Source organism: Bacillus cereus group sp. RP32, assembly GCF_040459735.1.
Classification (GTDB): domain Bacteria; phylum Bacillota; class Bacilli; order Bacillales; family Bacillaceae_G; genus Bacillus_A; species Bacillus_A wiedmannii.
The window spans coordinates 168,028-192,943 of record NZ_JARVHO010000001.1 but is presented as its reverse complement, the minus strand read 5'-3'; the positions used below and the strand labels follow the sequence as shown (position 1 = coordinate 192,943).

The window sequence follows — 24,916 nt, the reverse complement described above, 5'->3', positions numbered from 1 at the left end:
TTCATGTTTTCAACTACATTCTAACATGACTTTCTATATCATAAAAGAAAAAAAAGACCGAAAATCGGTCTTTTCTTTCTTCTATTATAAAGTCAGACTACATACCTTTTATCTTTCGATATAAAGCTATTATGCGACTTTATAATTTTTCATGTCTAACGGCAAGTTATAGTCTCTTCCTTCGCCGCATAAACAGCACGTGCTCCACCAATTAGTTTTCCACGTGTCGTTGCCATCGTTACATGCGCACTTCCAATTTCCTTCACACCTGTACGAACCGGAACAGCTACATGCTTTAAATGCATACCGATAAATGTATCACCAATATCCATTCCTGCATCTGCTTTAATAAACTCAATTACTACCGGATCTTTCAAATTGTGATACGCATATGTTGCTAATGCACCACCTGCTGATCTAACAGGCGTAACTGTTACAATTTCAAATTGATATTTCATCGCCAACTCTCTCTCAACTACTAAAGCACGGTTTAAATGCTCACAACATTGAAACGCCAACTCCATACCTGTTTGTTCTTGAAATTGTTTTAACTCAGAAAAAATCGCCTCTGCTACTTCCATCGTTCCTGATGTCCCAATTCTTTCTCCTAGCACTTCGCTCGTGCTACACCCCACTACAAAAATTTGTCCACTTTGTAATGAAGCTTGTTCTTGGAAATCAGCAAGCGAAATTTGTAACTGTTCTCTTACCTTTACGATTTCTGTCATTACGCCTCTTCCTTTCACAGGTTGGTTCACCAAATTATATTTCATACTACTTCTAGTTAGAATCTATTACTTTGTTTCGTATGTTTTAATTTTTCCTACGCGGTTTTCGTGACGACCACCTTCATAGTCAGTTGTTAACCAAATTTTTGCGATGTCACGTGCTAGACCTGCACCAATTACACGCTCGCCCATTGCTAACATGTTCGTATCATTATGCTCTCTCGTTGCTTTCGCACTGAAAGTATCATGAACTAATGCACAACGAATACCATTTACTTTGTTTGCTGCAATTGACATACCGATGCCTGTCCCACAAACTAAAATACCACGATCTACCTCGCCATTCGCTACCATTTCCGCTGCTGGAAACGCAAAATCAGGGTAATCAACAGAACCAGCTTCACATTCACAACCTAAATCAATATATTCAATATTTAACTCTTCTAATAAACTTACAAGTTCTTTACGGATATTCATACCGCCGTGATCAGATGCTACTACTACTTTCATTTTTACCCCTCCAAAGTTTCAATCAATTATCTTCATTTCTCACTCGTTACCTTAACGGAACGAAGTAATCTCCAATATCGTATTATACACGAAACATCAACCTTCTGAATGTTTTTTCAGTAAAGTTTGTACAAGTTTTTCCATCTCTTCTAACGTTTCTTTATAAATAGAAAGTGAACCGCCAAATGGATCTGAAATATCCTTACTTATCCCCTCAGTTACTCCATATAATGTATCCACTTTCTTTTCAACACTCGGATAATGCCCAAGTACAATTTGCTTATGGTTTTCCGTCATTGTTACTACAATATCTGCCCAATCAATCAAAGCTTCATTTATCTGTTGCGAAGCATGATCGATTGTAATTCCCTTTTCAGCTAAAGCTTCCTTTGCATATATCGACGCATCACTTCCAGGATAGGCGAAAACACCAGCAGATTGCACTTCAAACTTCCCTTCTCCATGATGACGAAGTAACGCCTCAGCCATCGGGCTACGGCATGTATTTCCAGTGCAAATAAATAACACTCGTTCCATCCAAACCCACCCCTTTTCTTCTTTTTCCTATCTTTCATCATAACGTACATAAGAATAGAACAAAAGAAATGTGAATATACGAAAGGCGCATTTCTCTTATATTTTTTCTAAGAAAAATGCGCCTTATCCACATATATGTGAAACCCTATTTCCAAGTGCCTAGAGTATTTTAACATACATAGCAAGCGTACTACAAAACAAAAGAAGGAATCCATTTCATATGAAACGGATTCCTCTTATACAATAATTATTTCATTGTAACTTTCATTACTTCTGTTGAACCTTTTGTAGCTGTTACGCCTACAGTTGTTTTAATAGACTCAGCTGCATCTGTGTTTGTAATAACGATTGGAGTAATTGTACTTTTCGCTTTTTCACGGATTAATTCTAAGTCGAATGAGATTAATTTATCTCCAGCTTTTACAGCTTGGCCTTCAGAAACGTGAGCTTCGAAACCTTCGCCTTCCATTTTTACAGTTTCTAATCCAACGTGGATTAAAATTTCTGTACCGTTTTTCGCTTTAATTCCTACAGCATGTTTTGTGTGGAATAATTGTACGATTTCACCATCAACTGGAGATACAACTAGACCTTCAGTAGGATCGATTGCAACACCTTCACCCATCATACGACCAGCGAATACTGGATCTGGTACTTCTTCAATATTTTTCACTGCTCCAGTTAATGGAGCTACGATTGTTTCTTCATTTGTTTTTGAACCAAAACCGAATAATTTTTTAAACATAGGATAGTCCTCCTCATAATTTACCTAAAAGTTTATAGGGCAATCCCTAGTAAAACTCGGGATACATGTAAGACTTCATACTTCGAATATTATACTGTAAAAACGCTTTCGAAATAAATTACGTCATTACTAATAGACTCTTATTGTAGCTCTTTGCAAAATTCCAGTCAATTCTGATTGTCTGAATAACAATAAGAAGTTAACTTCTACTTATATTTTCTCTTTTTTTACCCAACTTGTCTAGAGGTCTTTACTACATTTTGCTTTTTGTCGCTAATTTGTAAAATTATTTTCAAACCTTTTTCGAAATCCACTTGACTAAAGTAAGTAACTATTTTATTATTACTTACATAAGGTAAGTTAATAACTTTTAGGAGGTTTTTTGAAATGATGGATATCGGTCTTCTTATTATTCGTCTTATTATAGGTATTACATTCATGGGTCATGGTGCTCAAAAACTATTTGGTTGGTTCGGCGGTTACGGTTTAAAAGGAACAGGCGGCTGGATGGAGTCAATCGGTTTACGTCCTGGTGTATTCATGGCATTTATGGCTGGCGCAACTGAATTATTAGGTGGCTTCTTATTCGCATCAGGTATTTTCACTGCAATTGGTTCATTATTTATCGTTGGAACAATGTTAATGGCAATCTTCACTGTTCACGGAAAAAATGGTTACTGGGTAACCCAAAACGGATATGAATACAATTTAATGTTAATCGCTGTTGCTGTCGGAGTAGCTTTAATCGGACCTGGGGCATACGTTTTATTATAATTTTTATCTTGAATTCGAGATTATTTAGACGGAACTTACTTCAATCACAATGAAGTAAGTTCTTTTTATGTAATAAAAATATTATTTTCAGCAGGAGTTTTCCACTAACATCTTGTAAACAAACAATAAGTCGTCATATTTAGAAAGGGGATTTTACGCATGTTATCCATTAATCCAAATGAACAAACGGAAAAAGAGAATTACAAATTATTAACGGGAAGTATCATTCCACGCCCTGTCGCATTCGTTACTTCTGTAACAAAAGACGGCGTATTAAACGGAGCACCGTATAGCTATTTCAATATTGTCGCTGCTAATCCACCACTTATCTCAGTTTCTGTACAACGAAAAGCAGGAACACCGAAAGATACTTCTCGAAACGCAATCGAAAAGGGTGAGTTTGTCGTACATATTTCTGATGAATCTTACGTAGAAGCAATTAACGAAACAGCGGCTAACCTCCCGCCAAATGAAAGCGAAATTGAACTAGCAAAACTAACACCAATTGAAAGTGATGTTATCTCCGTTCCAGGTGTAAAAGAAGCAAATATTCGAATGGAGTGCGTACTAGAACGCGCAATCCCTCTTGGCGGAACAGAAGACTCACCAGCTTGCGATCTACTAATCGGACGCGTCGTTCGTTTCCACGTCGCAGAACACCTATACGAAAATGGCCGCATTCATGCAGAAGGACTAAAACCAATAAGCCGCCTAGCAGGACACAACTACGCAAAACTAGGAGAACAATTTGAATTGGTAAGGCCTATCTAAAAGTGGAAGTGGCCCACTTAGCTCTGACCAGCTAAGGTTCTCTCGCACAAAAGGTGCTTTTTACCTTTCGTGCGGGAGGTTCTTAGATGCGAAGAGCTGGCCGTTGGAACTGGATATATCTAAAAGCGGAGGCGGCTCGTTCAGAATCGCAGGGCATTGGAGCTCTCGACCTTGAAGCGCTTTTTGCTTCGAGCGAGAGAGCGAATGTAACTCAATTACTTCCATCACTCAAACATAAAATCCCCTGCTATTTAGCAAGGGATTTTATCATTGTAATTCTTCCTTTTTTTCCTCTAAAGTAGATACTTTCTCTTTTTTCGGTTTCCCAAGCTTAATTACTAAGAAATATAGGGAAAGCAATGTAATAAGAAAAACGATTATAAACGGATACGGAGAATAAAAGGCACGCGCTGCCTCCGTTTTTCCCGCAACAAACTTCAATGACTCAATATCTAAAAACTCAGCAAACATTTGTACACCGAGCATACTAAACCAAAAAACAAAAAAACTAATAATAATACCAAAAACTTGCTTCAATCTCGTCATTCATCTCATCCTTTCTATATCTATAATTTTTTAGCGCAATCAGTATAGTATAAATAAAACTATGCACAGAAAGGAGCTATCTTACCATTCGCGAATTAACTTCATCCAACCTAAAATTGAAATTTGCAAAATAATACCCCAAATAACAAGCCGTCTTAACCACCTAGGGAAAAAAGTTAAAAATCGAATATACCATTCCAATAATTTATTCATAACTCCCTCCTATTTAAAATTATATAGGAAAAAGGAGATATAATCCAAATCCAACGAGAATGATACCACCTACTATCTCGCCATATGTGCCGAGCATATCTTTTGCATGTCTACCAATTAATAAACCAATCCACGCTAATAACATACTAACAAATCCAAAAAGTAATATCGTAATAATTGTCTGCGCCCCGTAAATACCAAGACTAAGGCCTACTGAAAAACTATCTATACTAACGCCAAATGCAAATACGAATAAACTAATTCCAATAGGGGCCGTTCTAGTCTCTTCATTCTCCAAAATAGATGAATACACAATATAGAATCCTAGTCCAATTAATAAAATAGCACCTGCAAAATGTGCAATGTCTCCATACTGTTCTGATAAAAAACGACCTAATACCATCCCTATAAATGGCATGATAATATGAAATATCCCTATAGTCATACCGATATACAGGATTTGTCTTAACTTTAAGGTCATCATCCCCATACCAAGACTCACCGAGAACGCATCCATCCCTAAAGCGAATGCCATAATTATTAAAGGTATTAGCTGTTCAAACGTCATTCATGTCCCTCCTCGGACGTGCTACTTCAAAATATGCTTATCCGAGGAGAAATATTCGGTTTGCTAATCGTACCTTACGATTCAGTAATAACCTGATGGCCTGCCGCTTTCGTTAAGCGATTCATAATGGCATTCCCTATTCCTTCATTCGGGAATGATTCACTAAAAATAACATCCACTTCACTTGCATCAAACGTTCTAAGTACATCATATAATTTAGTCGCAACGCTAGCTAAATCACTTCGAACACCACAAGATAATACAACATCCGCGCTATATACATGCTGATATTCTTCCGTCGTTAATACACCTACTTTAAATCCTTCTTCCTTTTTCTTATCCACAATAAGCTGAATAAATTCACGTGAGCCCTCAACAATACTAAGCGGCGCTTTCGGTGCATAATGTGTATATTTCATTCCAGGTGATTTCGGTTTTTCCTTCTCGTCCTTTAAAGCCGGATCTAAAGAAACAGTACCGATCACCGCTTCCAATTGTTCTTTCGTAATCCCACCTGGGCGTAATATCGTTGGAACCTCGCTCGTACAATCAATTACAGTCGATTCAACACCTACTCCCGTCGCACCACCATCTACAATACCTGCAATTTTCTCATTTAAATCTTCATATACATGAGAAGCTAGCGTCGGACTCGGACGCCCAGAACGATTCGCACTCGGTGCTGCAACAGGTACATTCGCCTCTTCAATAAGAGCAAGCGCTACTGGATGATCAGGCATTCTTACTCCAACCGTATTAAGTCCTGCCGTCACCTTCTCTGAAATCCCTTCTTTTCTAGGTAAAATAATTGTTAACGGGCCTGGCCAAAAATGCTCCATTAACTTCTCTGCAACTGGCGGGATTTCTTTCACAATCCCATCTAACTGTGATTTTGTACCGATGTGGACAATAAGTGGATTATCACTCGGTCTTCCTTTCGCTTCAAAAATTTTCGCGATTGCTTCATCATTCATCGCGTTTGCACCTAGTCCATATACCGTTTCTGTAGGGAAGGCAATCGCCTCGTTTTCCCTTAATAATTTTGCTGCTTCTTGTAACTGTGGATAATATTTTTTTCTTTCCACAACATTATCCACAACCCACATATTTGTATGCATTTTTTCCCACGTCCTTTTCTACCCTGAAATACTTGTCTATTTTTAGTTTACTATGAGATTTATCCAAAAGACAAACAAGGTTTATCCACAAAATGTGGATAAACCTAATTAATCCGTGGATAACTTTGTGAATAGCTGACAATTTAGTATTATTGCATTTGGCTCTTTTATATTTTTACAAAAGTGTTCTAACTGTCGAATTCCCTCTGGTACGTTTTCTTTCTCTATAGTAACAAAGTCAAAAAACTGAAAGATTGTTATAGATTGTGGATGATTTGTTAGTAAGTACAATTGTCGAATATTTTTTTCGTCCATATACTGCAAAAACATTTCAAAAAAATATAAGAAAGTCTGTTTATCCACATTAGGTGTAAATAAACAAGAACGAATCAGTGCGTGTTCTTCACTTTGTTCATATCCGATGACAGCCCGTATTTCTTCCGCCTCTTCCAAAATCATAAATTGCGCGTACAACTCATTTATTTTATCATCTTTTTTATTAGCTTGTCCGAAAAAAGAATGCAATCTTTCCACATCTGCTTTCGTAGCAAAATATACTTTCTTCATAGTAAATCCCTCCTCTTTGTTATATATGAGAAGGGACCTACTAATAGTACTATTTAGAGAATAAAGATGTAAAAGCTTCTACAATAAATAACTTAACTTCTGGCTTTTCTTCTTCCTCCTCTACTTTTACATACTCATTTTGTTTTTCTTGCTTTTGTTCCACAGGTTTCTCCACTTTTTCCACAGTTTTTGTTTCTTCTTTACTTACAGGTTGTTCTTCTACTTTCGTTTCATTTTTTACTATTTTCTTTTCAGAAGCTGTTACTTTTTTTGCGACTTCCTGCTTTACAACCTTCTTTTCATTCACCTTATCCTCTTTCTTCTCTGGTACATCCACTACTTCCTCATCTTGCTCCTTAACTTCCCCCTCTTCAGGAGATTCAGCCTTCACAACATGTTCTTCCTTCCTTACAGCTGTACCACTTGAAAAATCTAAGAAACACATCGGTGGAAATAATACACACCACCAGTTTGCGCCTTCACCTTCCCCAATTGTAATCAATACCGCCTCATATTCCCCTGCTGGATAAATAAAATTACCATATACCTTTGTAGGAAACTTTACATTCTTACTAAATTTCACTTGAAATGAATCTTTACTTCCTTCTTTTTTCAACGTATTTGCCACTGTTTTTTCGATTTCTGGAATATGACTTTGAATGACTTTACGCGCCTCTTCAAAAGAAGCTAAATCCGCCACCCATCCATCAATTTGTGCTTTTACTTCATCACGCACTTTGCGCTTTAACGCCTGGTCTTTATCTGAATCACTATTTGCTAAAATCCGTAATCGAACGGCCTCTTTCGGAATAACTGAAGGCCCTTTCGCATCAGCTTTCATATATCCAAACTGCACAAGCAGCTGTGCACCAATTAATAATAGAAGAAGATAAGCAATAACTTGTTTTTTCATTTCCTCCACCGTCCCTTCTACAAACAGTGTGGACAGACTTTCATCTTTCTAAACTATTAAATTCAAAATCTATATAAATTTTTCCACAAAAAAATAGAGTAAGGTGTGAACCTTACTCCATCTCTGCAAATACCATACGATCTTTTCCATTAATATCAAAAACAACCTCAACATGAGCATGTGGAAAAGCTTGTTGTAACAACCCTTTTACATCCTCACCTTGCCCTACTCCAATTTCAAATGCCACAATTGCTTTCTTCTGCAACACATTCGGCAACTCTTCCATAAAACGGCGATAGAAATCTAATCCGTCTTCACCGCCAACAAGTGCTCTCCTTGGCTCATGCTCTTTCACCACAGGAGAAAGGCCACGCCAATCCTCTTCCGGTATATATGGAGGGTTTGAAACAACAACATCTAACTTTTGACCTGTTTTATAAAATGGTGACAATAAATCACCATGATAGAACGTTACTTCTGCGCCCAAAGTTTTTGCATTTTCTTTTGCAACTTCAATCGACTCTTGTGCAATATCTACCGTATACACATGAAGATTTTTATTTTCTAAAGCAAGCGTAATAGAAATCGCTCCACTACCTGTACCAATGTCCGCCACATGTAGTTTCTCATCGCCAAAATGACGCTCGATTCTTTCTAACACTCCCACTATAAGCTCTTCTGTTTCCGGTCTGGGTATTAATACTTCTTCATTCACAAAGAACGACCGTCCATAAAACATTTCATAACCAATCATATATTGAATAGGAATACCTTCTACATGCTTGTGAATAAACTCCGTAAAACTTGTTTCTTGTTCCACAGTTATTTCTTCACGCATATTCATGAGCATTCCGGTTCTGTTCGTCTTTAATACATGACAAAGGACAAGTTCTCCCGCATTTTCATCTCGTCCATTTTCCTGTAAAAAAGAAGAAGCCCATTTCAGGGCTTCATAGACACGCATTACTCAGCTGCCTCCATCTTTTGAGCCTGATCTTCCATCACTAAGGCATTGATGAAATCATCTAACTTACCTTGTAAGATTTGATCTAGCTTTTGAATCGTTAAACCGATTCGATGGTCTGTAACGCGGTTTTGCGGGAAATTATACGTACGAATACGCTCTGAACGATCACCCGTACCAACAGCTTGTTTACGGTTTTGATCATACTCAGCTTGCGCTTCTTGTCTAAACTTATCATAAACACGTGCGCGTAATACTTTCATCGCTTTTTCTTTATTCTTGATTTGTGATTTCTCATCCTGACACGATACAACTACACCAGTCGGTAAATGCGTTAAACGTACCGCTGACATCGTTGTATTAACACTTTGTCCACCAGGACCACTAGAAGCAAACGTATCAACACGAACATCTTTTTCATGAATACTAATTTCTACTTCTTCTGCCTCTGGTAATACAGCTACAGTTGCTGTAGATGTATGAATACGTCCACCAGATTCCGTTTCAGGAACACGTTGTACACGGTGAGCACCATTCTCGAATTTCAGCTTCGCGAACGCACCTTTACCGTTAATCATAAAGATAATCTCTTTATATCCACCTAACTCTGTATAGCTCGCTTCGATAATTTCAGTTTTCCAACCTTGTACCTCAGCATAACGACTATACATACGATATAAATCACCAGCAAATAAAGCGGCCTCGTCACCACCAGCAGCACCACGAACCTCAACGATAACGTTTTTATCATCATTAGGGTCTTTTGGAACAAGTAAAATTTTCAGACGCTCTGACAATTCTTTATCTTGCCCTTCTAATTCAGAAACCTCTTCTTTTACCATGTCACGCATATCAGCGTCTAACTTATCTTCTAACATTGCTTTTGCATCTCTTAATTGCTCACGAACATCTTTATACTCACGGTACACCTCTACCGTTTCCTGCATATCAGATTGTTCCTTTGAATACTCACGAAGCTTATTCGTATCGCTAATAACCTCTGGATCACTTAACAATTCATTTAACTTCTCATAACGATCTTCTACAGCCTGCAAACGATCTAACACACCATTCACCTCTACATCCTAGTATCTAATACAAATAGTATATGGTACTTAATCAAAAAAACGCAAATTATATTTAAAAGCGCAAGCGGCTTGCTCAGAATCGCAGGACATTGGAACTCTCGACCTTGAAGCGCTCTTTGCTTCGAGCGAGAGAGTGAAATGGCCGGAGATTCTAGCCGCTGGAGCTAGATAATATTTAAAAGCGTAAGCGGCTTGCTCAGCTCTGACTGCCTAAAGTTCTTAGCTGTACGAAGAGCCGGCCACCAATCTTCATCTATTTTCGAAAAAAACCCGCTCTACATAGCGAGTTTCATTTATCTTTGTTTTGTAGGTACTGCATGACAATGACGACAACGTGGTTCATACGATTCTGAAGCCCCAACTAAAATAATTGGATCATCAAATGCCGCTGGTTCTCCATCGATTAAACGTTGTGTACGACTTGCAGGAGATCCGCATGCAGAACACACTGCCTGCAACTTAGTTACATGTTCAGCAATCGCCATCAGCTGAGGAACTTGTCCAAATGGTAGACCACGGAAATCTTGGTCTAATCCAGCTACAATGACACGATAGCCACGGTTTGCCAATACTTGCACCACTTCCACAATGTCCCCATCAAAAAATTGTACCTCATCGATTGCAATAACATCCATTTCTTCTGCTACATGGTTAAATATATCTTTTGAAGCTGAAACAGGAACTGCTTTAACCTTTAATCCATTATGTGATACAACATCTTCTTCACTATAACGATTATCAATACATGGTTTAAATACAATCGCATGTTGTTTCGCAAATTGCGTACGGCGTATACGGCGGATGAGCTCTTCTGATTTTCCAGAAAACATACTCCCGCAAATCACTTCAATCCAACCATTTTGATTCATTAAGTACATTGAGCTCTCCTTTCATCTACTTTCCTAATCCAAAGTAGGGTAAAGGTTTAATATTTTTGCAAAAAAAACAGACAAGCGAATACATACACTTGCCTGTTTTATGTTCTTTATTACTTGATACCGTATTTCTTATTGAAGCGGTCAACACGTCCGTCTGCAGTAGCAAACTTCTGACGTCCAGTGTAGAATGGGTGAGAATCAGAACTGATCTCAATTTTTAGTAATGGATAAGTGTTACCATCTTCCCACTCAACAGTTTCGCTAGAGCCTTTAGTAGACCCGCTTAAGAATTTGAAGCCTGTGTTCGTGTCCATAAATACAACTTTATTGTAATTTGGATGGATTCCTGCTTTCATTCTTTTCATCTCCTTCCGCCCTGAATCATTTTCGAAACAGAGTTTTTCATCTTCAGCTGCTTACACAACTATATTGATGAAACACATATGATGAAATTATAACAAGGCTAACTCCATTTTGCAACTACCTGTTTTTGTCTTTTTAAAATTTAAAAGCGCAAGCGGCTCGTTCAGAATCGCAGGACATTGGAGCTCTCGACCAAGAAGCGCTTTTTGCTTCGACCGAGAGAGCGAAATGGCCGGAGATTCTAGCCGCTGGAGCTGGATATATTTAAAAGCGCAAGCGGCTCGTTCAGAATGGGAGAGGGATGGAGCTTCTGACGTAGAGGCGCTTTTTGCCTCATAGGAAGAAGTGAAGCCACCGACCATTCTAGCTGCTGAAGCTGGATATATTTAAAAGCGTAAGCGGCTCGTTCAAAATCCGGGACACTTCAAACTCTCGACCCAAATATGATTTTTATCTCAAAAAACCAAATTTTTCCCATATATTACTCTCTCTAATATTCCCTTAAAAAACATAAAAAAACTCGCTTACCACAAAATAAGCGAGTCCCAATCTTTTCCCTTTACTTAGTTGTTACATATCTTTTTGAGTCTGCAACAATGTTTTGTAAAAATTCTTCATTTGTCTTTGTTTGACGAAGTTTACGTAAGAAACCTTCGACAAAGTCTGGTGTATCACGCATTGTTTTACGAATACCCCATAGCTTGTCTAAATGTTCTTTCGGAATTAATAGATCTTCTTTACGTGTACCAGAACGGCGAATATCAATTGCCGGGAAGATACGACGCTCAGCTAATGAACGATCTAAGTGAAGTTCCATATTTCCAGTTCCTTTAAATTCTTCGTAAATTACATCGTCCATACGAGATCCTGTATCAACAAGCGCTGTTGCTAAAATCGTTAAGCTACCGCCTTCTTCAATATTACGTGCAGCTCCAAAGAAACGCTTCGGTCTATGGAAGGCAGCTGGGTCGATACCACCCGATAATGTTCTACCACTTGGCGGAATAACAAGGTTGTAAGCTCGCGCTAAACGGGTAATACTATCCATTAAAATGATAACATCTTTTTTGTGCTCTACAAGACGCATTGCACGTTCTAACACAAGTTCTGCTACTTTAATATGATTTTCTGGCACTTCATCAAAAGTAGAGCTTACAACATCTCCTTTAACAGAACGTTCGATGTCTGTTACTTCCTCTGGACGCTCATCAATTAAAAGTACAATTAATTCAGCTTCCGGGTGATTTGTTGTAACACTGTGTGCGATTTCTTTTAATAGACTTGTTTTACCAGCCTTTGGAGGCGCGACAATTAAACCACGTTGTCCAAATCCAACTGGTGCGATTAAATCCATGATGCGTGTCGGTAACTTTTTCGGTTCCGTTTCCAATTTCATTTGGCGATCTGGGTATAATGGTGTTAATGCAGGGAAATGCACACGCTCTTTTGCTGACTCTGGATCATCTCCGTTTACAGCTTCAACTTGTAATAATCCAAAATAGCGTTCATTTTCTTTCGGAGGTCGTACTTTACCAGAAACCTTGTCTCCATTACGTAAATCGAAACGACGAATTTGCGAAGCTGAGATATAAATATCTTCTGAGCTTGGAGAATAGTTGATAGGACGTAGGAATCCAAATCCTTCTGATTGAATAATTTCTAATACGCCTTCCATGAAGAAGAAACCTTCTTTTTCTGCTCGAGCTTTTAGGATAGCGAAGATTAACTCTTTTTTCGTTAATTTGCTATAATACGAAATCTTAAATTCTTTCGCAAGCTCGTATAACTCTTTTAATTTCATGTTTTCTAATGCTGCAATTGACAAATTCATTCAGACACCACACTTTAACGTTATTCTCTTTTCACATGGGTAAAGGGAAAAAATACGGAAGGCAAATAATTAATAATGAAAGGCAATAAGTTCAAGTAGGGTAATATTCACTATTGTAACCCTTTTATCTAGTTTTAATCAATACGTTGAAACACAAATACAAGAAGCGAAGACAAGAAAATTTGTCTTCGCTTTTATTTAACCTAGTTCCAGTAGCTAGTATGGTCAGGAGCTACAATGCCCTGCGATTCTGAACGAGCCGCTTCCACTTTTTACTTAATCCAGTTCCAGCGGCTAGAATCTCCGGTCATTTCACTCTCTCACTCGAAGCCAAAAACGCTTCAAGGTCGAGAGTTCCAATGCCCTGCGATTCTGAACGAGCCGCTTCCACTTTTTATTTAATAACCAAGTTTGGTTTTTTATTCAAGCTATGACGTCCGTCTACGAAGCGTACTGTGCCTGATTTTGCACGCATAACAAGGGATTGTGTTGTTCCTACGCTACCTTTAAATTGAACGCCGCGTAATAGTTCTCCGTCTGTTACGCCTGTTGCCGCAAAGATTGCATCGTCACCTTTTACTAAGTCTTCCATGCGAAGGATACGATTTATATCTTCAATACCCATTTTTTTACAACGAGCTAATTCAGCTTCATTTTGAGGCAGAAGCTTTCCGTGGATTTCTCCACCTAAACATTTTAATGCAACTGCTGCTAATACACCCTCAGGTGCTCCACCAGAGCCGAATAAAATATCTACACCTGTGCGATCAAATGCAGTGTTAATTGCTCCAGCCACATCGCCATCGTTAATTAATTTAATACGAGCACCAGCTTTACGAATTTCTTCGATAATCGCTTGATGACGTGGACGGTTTAAAACTGTCGCTACAACATCTTCAATATCTTTATTTTTCGCTTTCGCAACCGCACGTAAGTTATCGATAATAGGCGCATCAATATCGACCGCCCCAACCGCTTCTGGGCCAACCGCGATTTTATCCATGTACATGTCAGGAGCATGTAACAAATTACCATGATCTGCAATTGCAATAACAGCAAGAGCATTCCATCCACCAGCTGCTACGATGTTTGTCCCTTCTAAAGGATCAACCGCAACGTCTACACGTGGTCCATATCCTGTACCTAATTTCTCTCCGATATACAGCATTGGTGCTTCGTCCATCTCGCCTTCACCAATTACAACTGTACCTTTCATCGGGATTGTATCAAATACATCACGCATAGCTGATGTTGCTGCACCGTCTGCCTCATCCTTTTTCCCGCGCCCCATCCAACGCGCTGATGATAATGCTGCAGCCTCTGTTACACGTACTAACTCCATAGATAAACTTCTTTCCACGATAATCCCTCTCCTTTAAGTCTTTATATTTCTGCCGTATTTTGTGAACCGTGTTTCTCTACAAAGTATACTTCCGCAAGTAGTGATGCTTCGCTTCCCCCTTGCGGAAGTATCACTTATGCGTTCTTCATCTCTTCAATTTCTTGGCTTGTCATTTGTTCTCGCCAAATATTTGCGCCAAGACCTTTAAGCTTGTCTACTATATTTTCATAACCTCGATCAATATGCTCAAGTCCGGTTACTTCTGTAATTCCATCCGCCATTAACCCTGCAATAACAAGAGCCGCTCCAGCTCGCAAATCACTTGCTTTCACTTTTGCACCTTGCAATAAAACAGGACCAGTTACAATTGCCGAACGACCTTCCACTTTAATTTGTGCATTCATACGACGTAATTCATCAATGTGTTTAAAGCGTGCGCCGTAAATCGTATCCGTTACAACACCCGTTCCGTGCGCCTTTGTTAAAAGCGTTGTAAATGGTTGTTGTAAATCTGTTGGGAATCCTGGATATACAAGCGTTTTTATATCAACTACTTTTAACCTTCTATTACCGTTCACTGTAATTTGGTCATCGTTCGTTTCAACTTGGACACCAGCTTCTCTTAACTTCGCTGTAACTGACTCTAAATGCTGAGGAATCACATTATCAACCGTTATTTCTCCTCCTGATGCAGCTCCTAAAATCATATACGTACCCGCTTCAATACGATCCGGAATGATCGTATGGTGACAACCGTGCAGCGAATCCACACCATCAATTCGGATTACATCTGTGCCCGCACCTTTAATGCGTGCACCCATGCTTGTTAACAATGTAGCTACATCAATAATCTCTGGTTCTTTCGCTGCGTTTTCAATAACAGTTCTACCTTTCGCTCGCACAGCTGCTAGCATAATATTAATTGTAGCTCCTACACTAACAACATCTAAATAAATGCGTGCCCCGCGCAATTCATCTGCTCTTAAATAAATCGCACCCTGTTCATTCGTAACATGTGCACCTAACGCTTCAAATCCTTTAATATGCTGATCAATAGGCCTCGGTCCTAAGTGACATCCACCTGGAAGCCCAATAACAGCTTTTTTAAAACGGCCAAGCATCGCACCCATTAAATAATAAGAAGCACGCAATTTTTTCACTTTTCCATTCGGTAAAGGCATTGCAACCATGTTAGAAGGATCAACTATCATCTCTTCCTCCTGTCCATAAGCTACTCTTCCTCCAATCTCCTCTAGCAAGTCTCCTAACATTTTCACGTCCGAAATATTAGGGACACCACCAATAGTTACTGGAGTATCTGCTAAAATTGTCGCTGGAATTAGTGCAACGGCGCTGTTCTTTGCACCACTCACTCGAATTGTTCCATTTAAAGCTCTTCCGCCTTCAATTAGCAATTTTTCCATATTGAGCTCCCTTCTTGTGAATGTATTTACTTTCTATATCCTTATAGAAAGCTCCCCTTAAGAATCTCAATCACTCTTTCCACCCTAACACTCAATAAATAGGAAACCATTATCTTCATTTCTCCCGTATTACAAATAGATAAAGATTAACTATTCATCGAATTTACTTTATCAATTTAGATACATTATCACATTTATTAATAGGACTATGCACATTATTTTCTATTTCAAAAAAAAAAATGATAAAAATCTTTAGACTTGTTCACGCTTTCATTATACAACGAAAGGAAACCGTCTAAAAGACTAGACGGTTTCCAAAACGGAATTTTATTCTTACGCTTTACCGTTAGAACCGAATTCACGCATTTTACCAGCAACAGTTGCTTTAATAGCGTCGCGGCCAGGTCCAATATATTTACGAGGATCGTAAACTTCTTGGTCTTTGCTTAATGCTTCACGAACAGCTTTTGTAAACTCAATTTGGTTCTCAGTGTTTACGTTAATTTTTGAAGTACCTAAAGAAATAGCTTTTACGATATCAGCAGTTGGGATACCAGTACCACCGTGTAATACTAAAGGTACGCCAGTGAAGTCACGAACTTGTTCCATTTCAGCGAATCCTAAGTTAGGCTCACCTTTGTAAGGACCGTGTACAGAACCTAAAGCTGGAGCTAGGCAATCGATACCTGTTGCTTCAACAAGGTGCTTACACTCTGCTGGATCAGCGTAAATTACGCCTTCAGCGATGATGTCGTCTTCTTGTCCGCCAACTGTTCCAAGCTCAGCTTCAACAGATACGTTACGAGCGTGTGCGTATTCTACTACTTTTTTAGTAGTTTCAACGTTTTCTTCGAATGGGTGGTGAGAAGCGTCGATCATTACAGATGTGAAACCTGCATCGATTGCTTCTTTACATTTTTCGAAGCTTGAACCATGGTCAAGGTGAATCGCTACAGGAACAGTGATGTTCATTTCTTCGATTAAAGCTTTAACCATAGCTACAACTGTTTTGAAACCAGTCATATGACGAGCTGCACCCTCAGATACACCTAGGATTACAGGAGACTTTTCTTCTTCCGCAGCAGCTAAGATAGCTTGAGTCCACTCTAAGTTGTTCATGTTGAATTGACCAACTGCGTATTTTCCTTCTAGTGCTGTGTTTAGCATTTCTTTCATAGAAACTAAAGGCATGGTGAATCCTCCTAAAAAACGTTTTTTGTATCCGATAAGTTCTTATCGCTGGTAGTATGACCAGAATAAGGTAAAATATGTATATTTACATACCGGACTTTTTTCTACACTCAATAGGATAACAACTTGTACTCAAAAACTCAACCGTATTCACCTGCTCAATAGTCCATGTAAACGCTTTTTTCCATATTTTTTATAAAAAATTCATTTTTTACGCCTCTACAGCAAGCTGTTCTCTCACCGCTTGACGAATCTCATCAATATCAAACGGTTTAGCAAAGTGCATTAAAGCTCCTAAATCTTTCGCTTCTTGGATCATATCAAGCTCTCCATAAGCAGTCATTAAAATTACTTTAATACTCTCATCAATTTCCTTTACATGTTTTAAAATCTCTATACCATCCATACCTGGAATTTTCATATCTAACACTACTAAATCTGGATTATCTTTTTTCACGATATCTAAAGCTTGAAATCCATTCGCTGCTTGGAATGTCTGATAACCTTCTTTTTGGAACACTTCATGTAATAGCACACGAATGCCATATTGATCATCAACGATTAAAATTTTACCTTCCATAACTCCCAACCTTTCTGTGTAAATACAAGATTTAAAGCTTCTTATATCTTAACGATTAATTTTCGCTATTCTTTGGCAAATTCCTTCCTATTCTTTCTTATTTTACCGTTTCCTATTTTGTTATGCTACCCTTCGATTTCACCTTTCTAAAAAAATAAACTATAATGAAAGCCGGTAAACACGTACGAAAGGGAGTAACATTATGTTAAAAATTTTTTCAACTCAATTAAGTGGTTATTTCTCCAGAGTTTCTCAAAAAGAAGAAATGAATATAGAAGATAGCGCCCGTCTACTTGCTCAAGCATTAGTTGGCGACGGTTTCATTTATTTACATGGTACAAATGAAATGGAGGGCGTTGTCGCTGAAGCATTATTCGGTGCTGAGCCAATGAAGCAAGCAAAACGATTATTTGAAAATGGTAAAGAAGTAGAAGTAACTTCTGCAGACCGTGTACTTCTTATTAGCCGTTTTTCAACAGATGAAGAAGTTGTAGCAATGGCAAAAAAACTTCAAGCTGATGGACACTCTATTGTCGGCATCTCTGCTATTCAAGAAGGTACTGAATCACTAGAACAATATACAGATGTACATATTGATACTAAGCTGTTAAAAGGCCTTATTCCAGACGATGAAGGCAATCGCTACGGATTCCCAAGTTTAATGATAGCTTTATTTGCATATCATGGGATCAAATTTACAATCGATGAAATGTTAAATGAATATTAAAAAAAGCGCCCTATTTCAGGCGCTTTTTTTTATTACTTGCTCTCTTTATTCGTAATAGAAGCACTTACGAAGTCATGGAACAATGGTTGTGGACGATTTGGACGAGATACAAGTTCTGGATGGAACTGTGCTGCCACGAACCAAGGGTGGTCTTTTAATTCAATGATTTCAACTAGACGACCGTCTGGGCTTGTACCAGAGAATACAAATCCTGCTTTTTCCATATCCGGACGGAATTGATTGTTGAACTCATAACGATGACGATGACGCTCATATACAACCGGCTCGTTGTAAGCATTGTAAGCATTTGTTTCTTCAGCAAGCTTACATGGGTATAGACCAAGACGAAGTGTGCCACCTAAGTCTTCTACATCTTTTTGTTCTGGTAATAAGTCAATGATTGCATAAGGTGTGTCAGGATTAATTTCAGAAGAGTTAGCTCCTTCTAATCCTAATACGTTACGTGCGAATTCGATTGATGCAAGTTGCATACCTAGGCAAATTCCTAAGAATGGAACTTTGTTTTCACGAGCATATTGAATTGCAACGATTTTACCTTCTACACCACGATCGCCGAATCCACCAGGTACAAGGATACCATCTGTGTCACCAACTAATTCTTGTACGTTCTCTGGTGTTACGTGCTCAGCGTTTACCCATTTCACTTCTACATCTGTGTCGAATGAATAACCCGCATGACGAAGTGCTTCTACAACAGAAATATATGCATCTTGAAGCTCTACGTATTTACCAACAAGAGCAATTTTTGTTTTCTTAGAAAGGTTACGTACTTTATTAACTAGCGCAGTCCACTCTGTCATATCTGCAGCTGGATTGTCTAATTTTAAGTGATCGCAAACGATTTGGTCCATATTTTGCTCTTGAAGAGATAATGGAACCGCATATAAAGTATCTGCATCGCGTGCTTCGATAACTGCTTTTGTATCAATGTCACAGAATAATGCAAGCTTGTCTTTCATATCTTGAGAAACAGGCAATTCTGTACGAACAACGATAATATTTGGTTGAATACCTAAGCTGCGAAGCTCTTTAACGCTATGTTGCGTTGGTTTTGTTTTCATTTCACCCGCTGCTTTTAAGTACGGGATTAACGTACAGTGAATGTACATTACATTGTCACGACCGATGTCGCTCTTAATTTGACGGATTGCTTCTAAGAATGGTAGAGACTCGATGTCACCAACAGTTCCACCAATTTCTGTAATAACAACGTCCGCGTTTGTTTCGCGACCAGAACGGTATACACGCTCTTTAATTTCGTTAGTAATGTGAGGAATAACCTGAACTGTTCCTCCTAGGTATTCACCACGACGCTCTTTTTGAAGAACTGAAGAGTAAATTTTACCTGTTGTTACGTTGCTGTATTTGTTTAAGTTGATGTCAATGAAACGCTCATAGTGACCAAGGTCTAAATCAGTTTCTGCACCATCATCTGTTACGAATACCTCACCGTGTTGGTATGGGCTCATAGTCCCTGGGTCTACGTTAATGTATGGATCAAACTTTTGAATCGTTACGTTTAAACCACGATTTTTTAAAAGTCTTCCAAGAGATGCTGCTGTAATACCTTTTCCTAAAGACGATACTACACCGCCTGTTACAAAAATATACTTAGTCATGAAAAAGCTCCCTCCTATTTTGCTGTTATATAATCACCGTTGCAAAGCGCAACGTATGTAGATAACACTGTATCCATCTTATTGTTAGACTCTTTTTATTTTCTAAACAAAAAACAAAAAAGAAAATTGCTCCCCTCATCACATAAAGTAATAAGTAGGGAGCAATTTTCTTTTATATTTACACTTTAAAAGTATTATCGTCCTTTTTTAAAGAGCCCAAAAATGATTCTACATGGACGATAATGAAAAGTCAAGAACTACAGTTCTTCCTCTTCTTCTTCTTCAGCTTCAGCTTCATCGTACTCAAGTTCTTCTTCGGCGAAGTCATCGTCATCATCTTCATCTAAATCATCAAGATCATCGTCGTCTCCGTCTTCTTCTTCAAGAACCTTGTCCAAATCTTCTACCTCTTCTTCATTTGCGTCTGCATCGTCGAAGTCTTCATCTTCTTCGATGTAGTCGTCAAAACCGTCCTCTTCAACTTTACGTTTCTTCTTCGGTTTTGGCTGAGGTAAGATTTCTTCATCAATTTGCTCATATGGGTACCAGCTACGTAGTCCCCAACGATTTTCTCCTAAATTAATGAAACGTCCATCGATGTTTAAATCTGTATAAAATTGTGCGAGTTTCGCATTAACTTGCTCTTGAGATAGTCCCAGCACTTGAGCGATTTCTCGAACCAACTCGTTGAATGTCGTTGCTTGTCTTTTATCCCCTAAAACGCTATGTACAACTTCAATCATTGAACATTCTTTTAGCTCTTCTGGTGAATATTGCTTAAAATTCACTTATGCGGCACTTCCTTTCTTCAAATATAACCTTATATATAACGGTCTGCTTAAAAAAATCCATACTATTCATTATAAACAAAAGTCGCACAAATATGCTACAAAAAAAACGGGAAACTTTAATATGATAATAAAATTATAATTTGTCTATTCCTTATTTCGGAAACATATGCGCTCCTTGCAGTACATACCTAATTTGCATTTCTGTATATTCTTCAAGCGTATACAGTTTTTGCAGGGCCCAACGTCTAAATCCCCACATTTGTCCTTGTATGAAAATGTTATGTGCAAGAAGCTGTATCTCTTTTTTATTTAATGTAAATGTCCCATTTTCTGTACACTGCTCTAAAATATTCTCAAACATTCCGACCATTTGAAACTCTTTTTCTAATACATATGGGAGTGATTCTTTCGGTAAAAAACGTACCTCTTGATACATAATTAATACTTCTTCTTGCAATTCATCCATCACTTTAAAATAATTCTTTATCGCTATCTTTAAGCTTTCTATACTTCCCTTCTCTGTACACACTACTTCCTCTAATCTTTCTTTTACATGTTCATAAATACTATCACAAACTAAATATAAAACATCATCTTTTGTACGAATGTACTCATAAAGTGTTCCAATACTAAACCCAGCCGCCTTCGCAATCTCTCTCGTTGTTGTACGTGGGAACCCTTTTTGCTTAAACAATTGCACCGCACCTTTAATCATTTGTTCACGTCTTAACGCAACTAATTTTTCATCTTTCACGGACGCATGTACATTATGTTTAACCATCCCCTTCACCTCTCTCTATTATTTTTTGGAAGGAAAAAGCGTAGGAAAATACCTACGCCTTTGCTCCTACTTCGTTAACATACGAGAAATTACAAGCCTTTGAATCTCTTGTGTTCCCTCATATATTTGTGTAATCTTTGCATCGCGCATATAACGCTCTACTGGATAATCTTTCGTATAACCGTAACCACCAAATACTTGTACCGCTTCAGTCGTCACCTTCATCGCTGTATCGCCTGCAAATACCTTTGACATCGCTGACTCTTTCCCATACGGAAGCCCTTCCGATTCAAGCCAAGCCGCTTGGTATGTTAGAAGACGCGCCGCCTCCACATCCGTTGCCATATCTGCAAGTTTAAAGCCAATTCCTTGCTGCGCCGCAATAGGTTTCCCAAACTGATGACGCTCTCTTGCATACTCTACAGAAGCATCTAAAGCCCCTTGCGCAATACCGACTGCTTGCGCGGCAATACCATTACGGCCGCCATCTAATGTTTGCATCGCAACTTTAAATCCTTGGCCCTCTTCCCCTAGTAGGTTCTCTACAGGAATACGGCAATCTTCGAACATAATTTCAGTTGTTGGTGAAGAGCGAATCCCTAACTTGCTTTCCTTCTTCCCAACTGAAAATCCTCGTGTATCACTTTCCACAATAAACGCGCTCGTACCACGCTGCTTCGATTCGGGATCAGTTAACGCAAAAACAACATAAATATCAGCAATACCACCATTTGTAATAAAGATTTTCGATCCATTTAAAATGTAATGGTCTCCATCTCGTTTCGCAGTTGTCCTCATTCCACCAGCATCTGAACCAGAACTTGGCTCCGTTAAACCGTATGCACCAATTTTCGTTCCTTCTGCCATCGGTCGTAAAAACTTTTGCTTTTGTTCTTCCGTTCCAAATTTAAAAATTGGCCAACCAGCAAGTGAAGTGTGTGCAGACAGCGTTACACCTGTTGAAGCACAAACACGAGATAATTCTTCGATAGCAATTACATATGCTAAGTAATCGCTTCCAATTCCGCCGTATTCTTCAGGCCACGGAATGCCGGTTAAACCAAGCTCTGCCATTTGATCAAATAGTGCACGATCAAATCTCTCTTCTTCATCACGCTCAGCTGCCGTCGGTGCTACTTCGTTCTTAGCAAAATCCCGAACCATTTTTCTTATCATTTCATGTTCTTCTGATAGTTTAAAATGCATTCCCGTCTCCCCCTTGTCCTTTTATAAAGCTCGACTAATAACAAGTTTCTGTATCTCACTCGTTCCTTCATATATTTGCGTGATTTTCGCATCACGGAAAAATCGTTCTACTGGATAGTCTTTCGTATAACCGTAACCACCAAATACTTGCACCGCTTCAATCGCAACTTCAACAGCCGTCTTAGAAGCGAATAATTTCGCAATAGAAGCTTCTTTACCGCATCGTAATCCTTGCGCTCTTAGCGATGCCGCTCTGTATACAAGTAATCGCGCTGCTTCTACACTAGTCGCCATATCTGCAAGTTTGAATCCGATTCCTTGCTGCGCCGCAATTGGCTTGCCGAATTGCTCACGCTCTTTCGCATAATCAATCGCACATGCAAGCGCCGCTTCCGCGATTCCTAATGCCTGCGCTCCGATTCCAATTCGTCCAACATCTAAATTCGCCATTGCCACCTTAAATCCTTGTCCTTCTTCACCAAGTAAATTCTCGGCCGGCACTTTCATATCTTCAAACGTAAGTTGTACCGTGCGAGAACCAAGAAGTCCCATTTTATGCTCATCTTTGCCGATAATTAAGCCTGGTGTATCTTTCTCTACTATAAATGCAGAAATCCCACTTTTTCCTGCCTCTGGATTTGTAGAAGCGAATACAATGTATGTACTTGCTTCACCGCCATTTGTAATAAATACTTTCGATCCATTAATAATGTAGTGATCGCCTTTCTTTACAGCTCTTGATTTCAAACTCCCTGCATCTGATCCTGCATTTGGTTCTGTTAATGCAAATGCACCTAAATATTCACCAGTCGCAAGTTTAGAAACATATTTCTGCTTCTGTTCTTCTGTTCCAAAATATAAAATCGGGTTCATTCCAACTGACGTATGTACAGCTAAAATTACACCAACCGTTGCACTTACCTTTGAAATTTCCTCAATTGCTAAAATGTAAGAAATAAAATCCATTTCTGCCCCGCCATATTTTGCAGGCGCTGGAATACCCATTAGTCCAAGCTCACCCATCTTCTGCAAAATCTCTTTTGGGAACACCCCTTGTTCCATACTAGGAACAAAGGGAGCTATTTCCTTCTGCGCAAAATCTCGAACCATTTTCCTCATCATTTGTTGCTCTTCAGTAAAATGAAAGTTCATGTACTCCGCCTCCGTTTGCTATATATCTTTTTAATAATTTGGTAAGACCACTATTTTAATAAAAGGAGGACTTTATTCGTAAACGTAGAAACCACGGCCTGTTTTACGTCCTAACCATCCTGCGTTCACATACTTGCGTAATAATGGACATGGGCGATATTTACTATCTCCTAATCCTTCATGCAACACTTCCATAATGTATAAACATGTATCTAAACCGATAAAATCAGCTAATGTAAGTGGTCCCATCGGATGATTCATACCTAGTTTCATTACTTCATCAATCGCTTCTTTCGTCGCTACACCTTCATATAACGTATAGATCGCTTCGTTAATCATCGGTAATAAAATACGGTTCGATACAAATCCTGGGAAATCATTTACTTCGACTGGCACTTTCCCGATTTTTTTCGTAATATCTTCAATTGTTTCATACACCTCATCATCTGTAGCCAATCCACGAATAATTTCAACAAGCTTCATAACAGGAACTGGATTCATAAAATGCATACCGATTACTTTTTCTGGGCGTTTCGTTACCGCTGCAATTTCAGTAATTGGTAGAGAGGACGTATTCGTCGCTAAAATTGCGTGTTCTGGAGCGATTTCATCTAGATTCGCGAAAATTTTCTTTTTAATGTCCATTTTCTCAACAGCCGCTTCAATAACAAGATCCGCTTCCTTCACACAATCTAAATCAAGCGTTACTGTAAGGCGATTTAACGTCGCTTCCTTTTCTTCTTCCTTCATGCGCCCTTTTTCTACTTGACGCGCTAAGTTTTTCGTAATAATAGCCAATCCTCTGTCTAATTGCTCTTGTTTTAAATCTTGTACCTTCACATCATATCCTGCCATTGCACATACTTGTGCGATTCCCGAACCCATTTGTCCTGCACCAATTACAACTATTTTTTGTACACCCATTCTTTCTTCCCCCTTAATATAAATTGTTAATAAATCAAAAATCA

The 24,916-nt window shown here is 38.7% G+C and carries 28 protein-coding genes; 3 read left to right on the top strand and 25 right to left on the bottom strand.

Features of this window, described 5'->3' with window-relative positions; translation table 11 throughout:
* Positions 1–155: 155 nt before the first annotated feature.
* The 4 genes from QCI46_RS00880 to QCI46_RS00865 form a co-directional block, all read right to left on the bottom strand.
* Positions 156–773, bottom strand: coding sequence for a TIGR01440 family protein (locus tag QCI46_RS00880; protein ID WP_353839396.1), 618 nt, complete (start codon positions 771–773; stop codon positions 156–158).
* A gap of 21 nt (positions 774–794) precedes the next feature.
* A complete protein-coding gene (rpiB, locus tag QCI46_RS00875; protein ID WP_000869917.1) occupies positions 795–1,238 on the bottom strand; it encodes a ribose 5-phosphate isomerase B in 444 nt (147 codons plus the stop codon).
* Positions 1,239–1,334: 96 nt separating this feature from the next.
* Positions 1,335–1,775: a low molecular weight protein arginine phosphatase gene (locus QCI46_RS00870; RefSeq protein ID WP_048542685.1), complete on the bottom strand. Its 441-nt coding sequence runs from the start codon at positions 1,773–1,775 to the stop codon at positions 1,335–1,337.
* Positions 1,776–2,022: 247 nt separating this feature from the next.
* A complete protein-coding gene (locus QCI46_RS00865) occupies positions 2,023–2,520 on the bottom strand; it encodes a PTS sugar transporter subunit IIA (RefSeq protein ID WP_087985978.1) in 498 nt (165 codons plus the stop codon).
* A gap of 387 nt (positions 2,521–2,907) precedes the next feature.
* On the opposite strand from QCI46_RS00865, the gene QCI46_RS00860 reads away from it, so the two are divergent.
* Together QCI46_RS00860 and QCI46_RS00855 are read left to right on the top strand one after the other, a co-directional pair.
* Complete coding sequence (locus tag QCI46_RS00860; RefSeq protein WP_087985979.1) at positions 2,908–3,294, top strand: DoxX family protein; 387 nt, start codon at positions 2,908–2,910, stop codon at positions 3,292–3,294.
* Between the two features lie 159 nt (positions 3,295–3,453).
* Positions 3,454–4,065 (top strand): flavin reductase family protein, encoded by a 612-nt coding sequence (locus tag QCI46_RS00855; RefSeq protein WP_353839395.1) that lies wholly within the window; start codon positions 3,454–3,456, stop codon positions 4,063–4,065.
* Between the two features lie 267 nt (positions 4,066–4,332).
* Here QCI46_RS00855 and QCI46_RS00850 read toward each other — a convergent pair whose 3' ends face one another.
* From QCI46_RS00850 to spo0F, 15 genes are all read right to left on the bottom strand, one after another.
* Complete coding sequence (locus QCI46_RS00850) at positions 4,333–4,611, bottom strand: DUF3935 domain-containing protein (RefSeq protein ID WP_048542692.1); 279 nt, start codon at positions 4,609–4,611, stop codon at positions 4,333–4,335.
* An 81-nt stretch (positions 4,612–4,692) separates the two neighbouring features.
* Positions 4,693–4,824: a hypothetical protein gene (locus QCI46_RS00845; protein WP_001037624.1), complete on the bottom strand. Its 132-nt coding sequence runs from the start codon at positions 4,822–4,824 to the stop codon at positions 4,693–4,695.
* A 19-nt stretch (positions 4,825–4,843) separates the two neighbouring features.
* Positions 4,844–5,392, bottom strand: coding sequence for a manganese efflux pump MntP (locus tag QCI46_RS00840; RefSeq protein ID WP_048542694.1), 549 nt, complete (start codon positions 5,390–5,392; stop codon positions 4,844–4,846).
* Between the two features lie 74 nt (positions 5,393–5,466).
* A complete protein-coding gene (locus tag QCI46_RS00835; RefSeq protein WP_048560279.1) occupies positions 5,467–6,510 on the bottom strand; it encodes an L-threonylcarbamoyladenylate synthase in 1,044 nt (347 codons plus the stop codon).
* Positions 6,511–6,618: 108 nt separating this feature from the next.
* On the bottom strand, positions 6,619–7,077 hold the full coding sequence (locus tag QCI46_RS00830; protein ID WP_353839394.1) for a GNAT family N-acetyltransferase: 459 nt from the start codon (positions 7,075–7,077) through the stop codon (positions 6,619–6,621).
* Positions 7,078–7,126: 49 nt separating this feature from the next.
* Positions 7,127–7,990 (bottom strand): stage II sporulation protein R, encoded by an 864-nt coding sequence (spoIIR, locus tag QCI46_RS00825; RefSeq protein WP_353839393.1) that lies wholly within the window; start codon positions 7,988–7,990, stop codon positions 7,127–7,129.
* Positions 7,991–8,102: 112 nt separating this feature from the next.
* Positions 8,103–8,954, bottom strand: coding sequence for a peptide chain release factor N(5)-glutamine methyltransferase (gene prmC / locus QCI46_RS00820; RefSeq protein ID WP_149212938.1), 852 nt, complete (start codon positions 8,952–8,954; stop codon positions 8,103–8,105).
* Complete coding sequence (prfA, locus tag QCI46_RS00815) at positions 8,954–10,021, bottom strand: peptide chain release factor 1 (RefSeq protein WP_002096180.1); 1,068 nt, start codon at positions 10,019–10,021, stop codon at positions 8,954–8,956. Before prfA ends, prmC begins: the two co-directional genes overlap by 1 nt.
* Positions 10,022–10,335: 314 nt before the next feature.
* Positions 10,336–10,920: a thymidine kinase gene (locus tag QCI46_RS00810; RefSeq protein ID WP_000281084.1), complete on the bottom strand. Its 585-nt coding sequence runs from the start codon at positions 10,918–10,920 to the stop codon at positions 10,336–10,338.
* A gap of 110 nt (positions 10,921–11,030) precedes the next feature.
* Complete coding sequence (locus QCI46_RS00805; protein ID WP_000643447.1) at positions 11,031–11,276, bottom strand: type B 50S ribosomal protein L31; 246 nt, start codon at positions 11,274–11,276, stop codon at positions 11,031–11,033.
* Between the two features lie 566 nt (positions 11,277–11,842).
* Positions 11,843–13,114 carry a transcription termination factor Rho gene (gene rho / locus QCI46_RS00800; protein ID WP_001053898.1) on the bottom strand — a complete coding sequence of 424 codons (1,272 nt, stop codon included), beginning with the start codon at positions 13,112–13,114 and terminating at the stop codon, positions 11,843–11,845.
* A gap of 394 nt (positions 13,115–13,508) precedes the next feature.
* Complete coding sequence (gene glpX, locus QCI46_RS00795) at positions 13,509–14,474, bottom strand: class II fructose-bisphosphatase (protein WP_000442336.1); 966 nt, start codon at positions 14,472–14,474, stop codon at positions 13,509–13,511.
* A 116-nt stretch (positions 14,475–14,590) separates the two neighbouring features.
* Positions 14,591–15,880: a UDP-N-acetylglucosamine 1-carboxyvinyltransferase gene (murA, locus tag QCI46_RS00790; RefSeq protein WP_000413258.1), complete on the bottom strand. Its 1,290-nt coding sequence runs from the start codon at positions 15,878–15,880 to the stop codon at positions 14,591–14,593.
* Positions 15,881–16,213: 333 nt separating this feature from the next.
* Positions 16,214–17,071 carry a class II fructose-bisphosphate aldolase gene (locus QCI46_RS00785; protein ID WP_001131858.1) on the bottom strand — a complete coding sequence of 286 codons (858 nt, stop codon included), beginning with the start codon at positions 17,069–17,071 and terminating at the stop codon, positions 16,214–16,216.
* 211 nt (positions 17,072–17,282) lie between these two features.
* Positions 17,283–17,651 carry a sporulation initiation phosphotransferase Spo0F gene (gene spo0F / locus QCI46_RS00780; RefSeq protein ID WP_000398593.1) on the bottom strand — a complete coding sequence of 123 codons (369 nt, stop codon included), beginning with the start codon at positions 17,649–17,651 and terminating at the stop codon, positions 17,283–17,285.
* 202 nt (positions 17,652–17,853) lie between these two features.
* Between spo0F and QCI46_RS00775 the strand changes: the two genes are divergently transcribed.
* Positions 17,854–18,378: a DUF2529 domain-containing protein gene (locus QCI46_RS00775; RefSeq protein ID WP_000912405.1), complete on the top strand. Its 525-nt coding sequence runs from the start codon at positions 17,854–17,856 to the stop codon at positions 18,376–18,378.
* Between the two features lie 32 nt (positions 18,379–18,410).
* Here QCI46_RS00775 and pyrG read toward each other — a convergent pair whose 3' ends face one another.
* The 6 genes from pyrG to QCI46_RS00745 form a co-directional block, all read right to left on the bottom strand.
* On the bottom strand, positions 18,411–20,018 hold the full coding sequence (gene pyrG, locus QCI46_RS00770; protein ID WP_000170450.1) for a CTP synthase: 1,608 nt from the start codon (positions 20,016–20,018) through the stop codon (positions 18,411–18,413).
* A 257-nt stretch (positions 20,019–20,275) separates the two neighbouring features.
* Positions 20,276–20,806, bottom strand: a complete 531-nt coding sequence (gene rpoE, locus QCI46_RS00765; RefSeq protein WP_048542705.1) for a DNA-directed RNA polymerase subunit delta — start codon at positions 20,804–20,806, stop codon at positions 20,276–20,278.
* Positions 20,807–20,960: 154 nt separating this feature from the next.
* Positions 20,961–21,590, bottom strand: a complete 630-nt coding sequence (locus QCI46_RS00760; RefSeq protein ID WP_048542708.1) for a TetR/AcrR family transcriptional regulator — start codon at positions 21,588–21,590, stop codon at positions 20,961–20,963.
* 66 nt (positions 21,591–21,656) lie between these two features.
* Positions 21,657–22,796, bottom strand: coding sequence for an acyl-CoA dehydrogenase AcdA (acdA, locus tag QCI46_RS00755; RefSeq protein WP_353839392.1), 1,140 nt, complete (start codon positions 22,794–22,796; stop codon positions 21,657–21,659).
* 21 nt (positions 22,797–22,817) lie between these two features.
* Positions 22,818–23,948 (bottom strand): acyl-CoA dehydrogenase, encoded by a 1,131-nt coding sequence (locus QCI46_RS00750; RefSeq protein ID WP_353839391.1) that lies wholly within the window; start codon positions 23,946–23,948, stop codon positions 22,818–22,820.
* Positions 23,949–24,020: 72 nt separating this feature from the next.
* A complete protein-coding gene (locus tag QCI46_RS00745; protein ID WP_000538863.1) occupies positions 24,021–24,872 on the bottom strand; it encodes a 3-hydroxybutyryl-CoA dehydrogenase in 852 nt (283 codons plus the stop codon).
* Between the last annotated feature and the right edge of the window lie 44 nt (positions 24,873–24,916).

Excerpts from the sequence above, each read along its gene's own strand:
- spo0F (WP_000398593.1), bottom strand. The coding sequence starts at position 17,651 with ATGGAAGGTAAAATTTTAATCGTTGATGATCAATATGGCATTCGTGTG.
- acdA (WP_353839392.1), bottom strand. The coding sequence starts at position 22,796 with ATGCATTTTAAACTATCAGAAGAACATGAAATGATAAGAAAAATGGTT.
- QCI46_RS00845 (WP_001037624.1), bottom strand. The coding sequence starts at position 4,824 with ATGAATAAATTATTGGAATGGTATATTCGATTTTTAACTTTTTTCCCT.
- QCI46_RS00810 (WP_000281084.1), bottom strand. The coding sequence starts at position 10,920 with ATGTACTTAATGAATCAAAATGGTTGGATTGAAGTGATTTGCGGGAGT.
- spoIIR (WP_353839393.1), bottom strand. The coding sequence starts at position 7,990 with ATGAAAAAACAAGTTATTGCTTATCTTCTTCTATTATTAATTGGTGCA.
- QCI46_RS00855 (WP_353839395.1), top strand. The coding sequence starts at position 3,454 with ATGTTATCCATTAATCCAAATGAACAAACGGAAAAAGAGAATTACAAA.
- QCI46_RS00880 (WP_353839396.1), bottom strand. The coding sequence starts at position 773 with ATGAAATATAATTTGGTGAACCAACCTGTGAAAGGAAGAGGCGTAATG.
- pyrG (WP_000170450.1), bottom strand. The coding sequence starts at position 20,018 with ATGACTAAGTATATTTTTGTAACAGGCGGTGTAGTATCGTCTTTAGGA.
- rpiB (WP_000869917.1), bottom strand. The coding sequence starts at position 1,238 with ATGAAAGTAGTAGTAGCATCTGATCACGGCGGTATGAATATCCGTAAA.
- QCI46_RS00805 (WP_000643447.1), bottom strand. The coding sequence starts at position 11,276 with ATGAAAGCAGGAATCCATCCAAATTACAATAAAGTTGTATTTATGGAC.
- QCI46_RS00865 (WP_087985978.1), bottom strand. The coding sequence starts at position 2,520 with ATGTTTAAAAAATTATTCGGTTTTGGTTCAAAAACAAATGAAGAAACA.
- QCI46_RS00760 (WP_048542708.1), bottom strand. The coding sequence starts at position 21,590 with ATGGTTAAACATAATGTACATGCGTCCGTGAAAGATGAAAAATTAGTT.
- QCI46_RS00830 (WP_353839394.1), bottom strand. The coding sequence starts at position 7,077 with ATGAAGAAAGTATATTTTGCTACGAAAGCAGATGTGGAAAGATTGCAT.
- QCI46_RS00850 (WP_048542692.1), bottom strand. The coding sequence starts at position 4,611 with ATGACGAGATTGAAGCAAGTTTTTGGTATTATTATTAGTTTTTTTGTT.
- QCI46_RS00750 (WP_353839391.1), bottom strand. The coding sequence starts at position 23,948 with ATGAACTTTCATTTTACTGAAGAGCAACAAATGATGAGGAAAATGGTT.
- QCI46_RS00745 (WP_000538863.1), bottom strand. The coding sequence starts at position 24,872 with ATGGGTGTACAAAAAATAGTTGTAATTGGTGCAGGACAAATGGGTTCG.
- QCI46_RS00860 (WP_087985979.1), top strand. The coding sequence starts at position 2,908 with ATGATGGATATCGGTCTTCTTATTATTCGTCTTATTATAGGTATTACA.
- QCI46_RS00775 (WP_000912405.1), top strand. The coding sequence starts at position 17,854 with ATGTTAAAAATTTTTTCAACTCAATTAAGTGGTTATTTCTCCAGAGTT.
- QCI46_RS00835 (WP_048560279.1), bottom strand. The coding sequence starts at position 6,510 with ATGCATACAAATATGTGGGTTGTGGATAATGTTGTGGAAAGAAAAAAA.
- prmC (WP_149212938.1), bottom strand. The coding sequence starts at position 8,954 with ATGCGTGTCTATGAAGCCCTGAAATGGGCTTCTTCTTTTTTACAGGAA.
- murA (WP_000413258.1), bottom strand. The coding sequence starts at position 15,880 with ATGGAAAAATTGCTAATTGAAGGCGGAAGAGCTTTAAATGGAACAATT.
- QCI46_RS00785 (WP_001131858.1), bottom strand. The coding sequence starts at position 17,071 with ATGCCTTTAGTTTCTATGAAAGAAATGCTAAACACAGCACTAGAAGGA.
- QCI46_RS00870 (WP_048542685.1), bottom strand. The coding sequence starts at position 1,775 with ATGGAACGAGTGTTATTTATTTGCACTGGAAATACATGCCGTAGCCCG.
- QCI46_RS00840 (WP_048542694.1), bottom strand. The coding sequence starts at position 5,392 with ATGACGTTTGAACAGCTAATACCTTTAATAATTATGGCATTCGCTTTA.
- rho (WP_001053898.1), bottom strand. The coding sequence starts at position 13,114 with ATGAATTTGTCAATTGCAGCATTAGAAAACATGAAATTAAAAGAGTTA.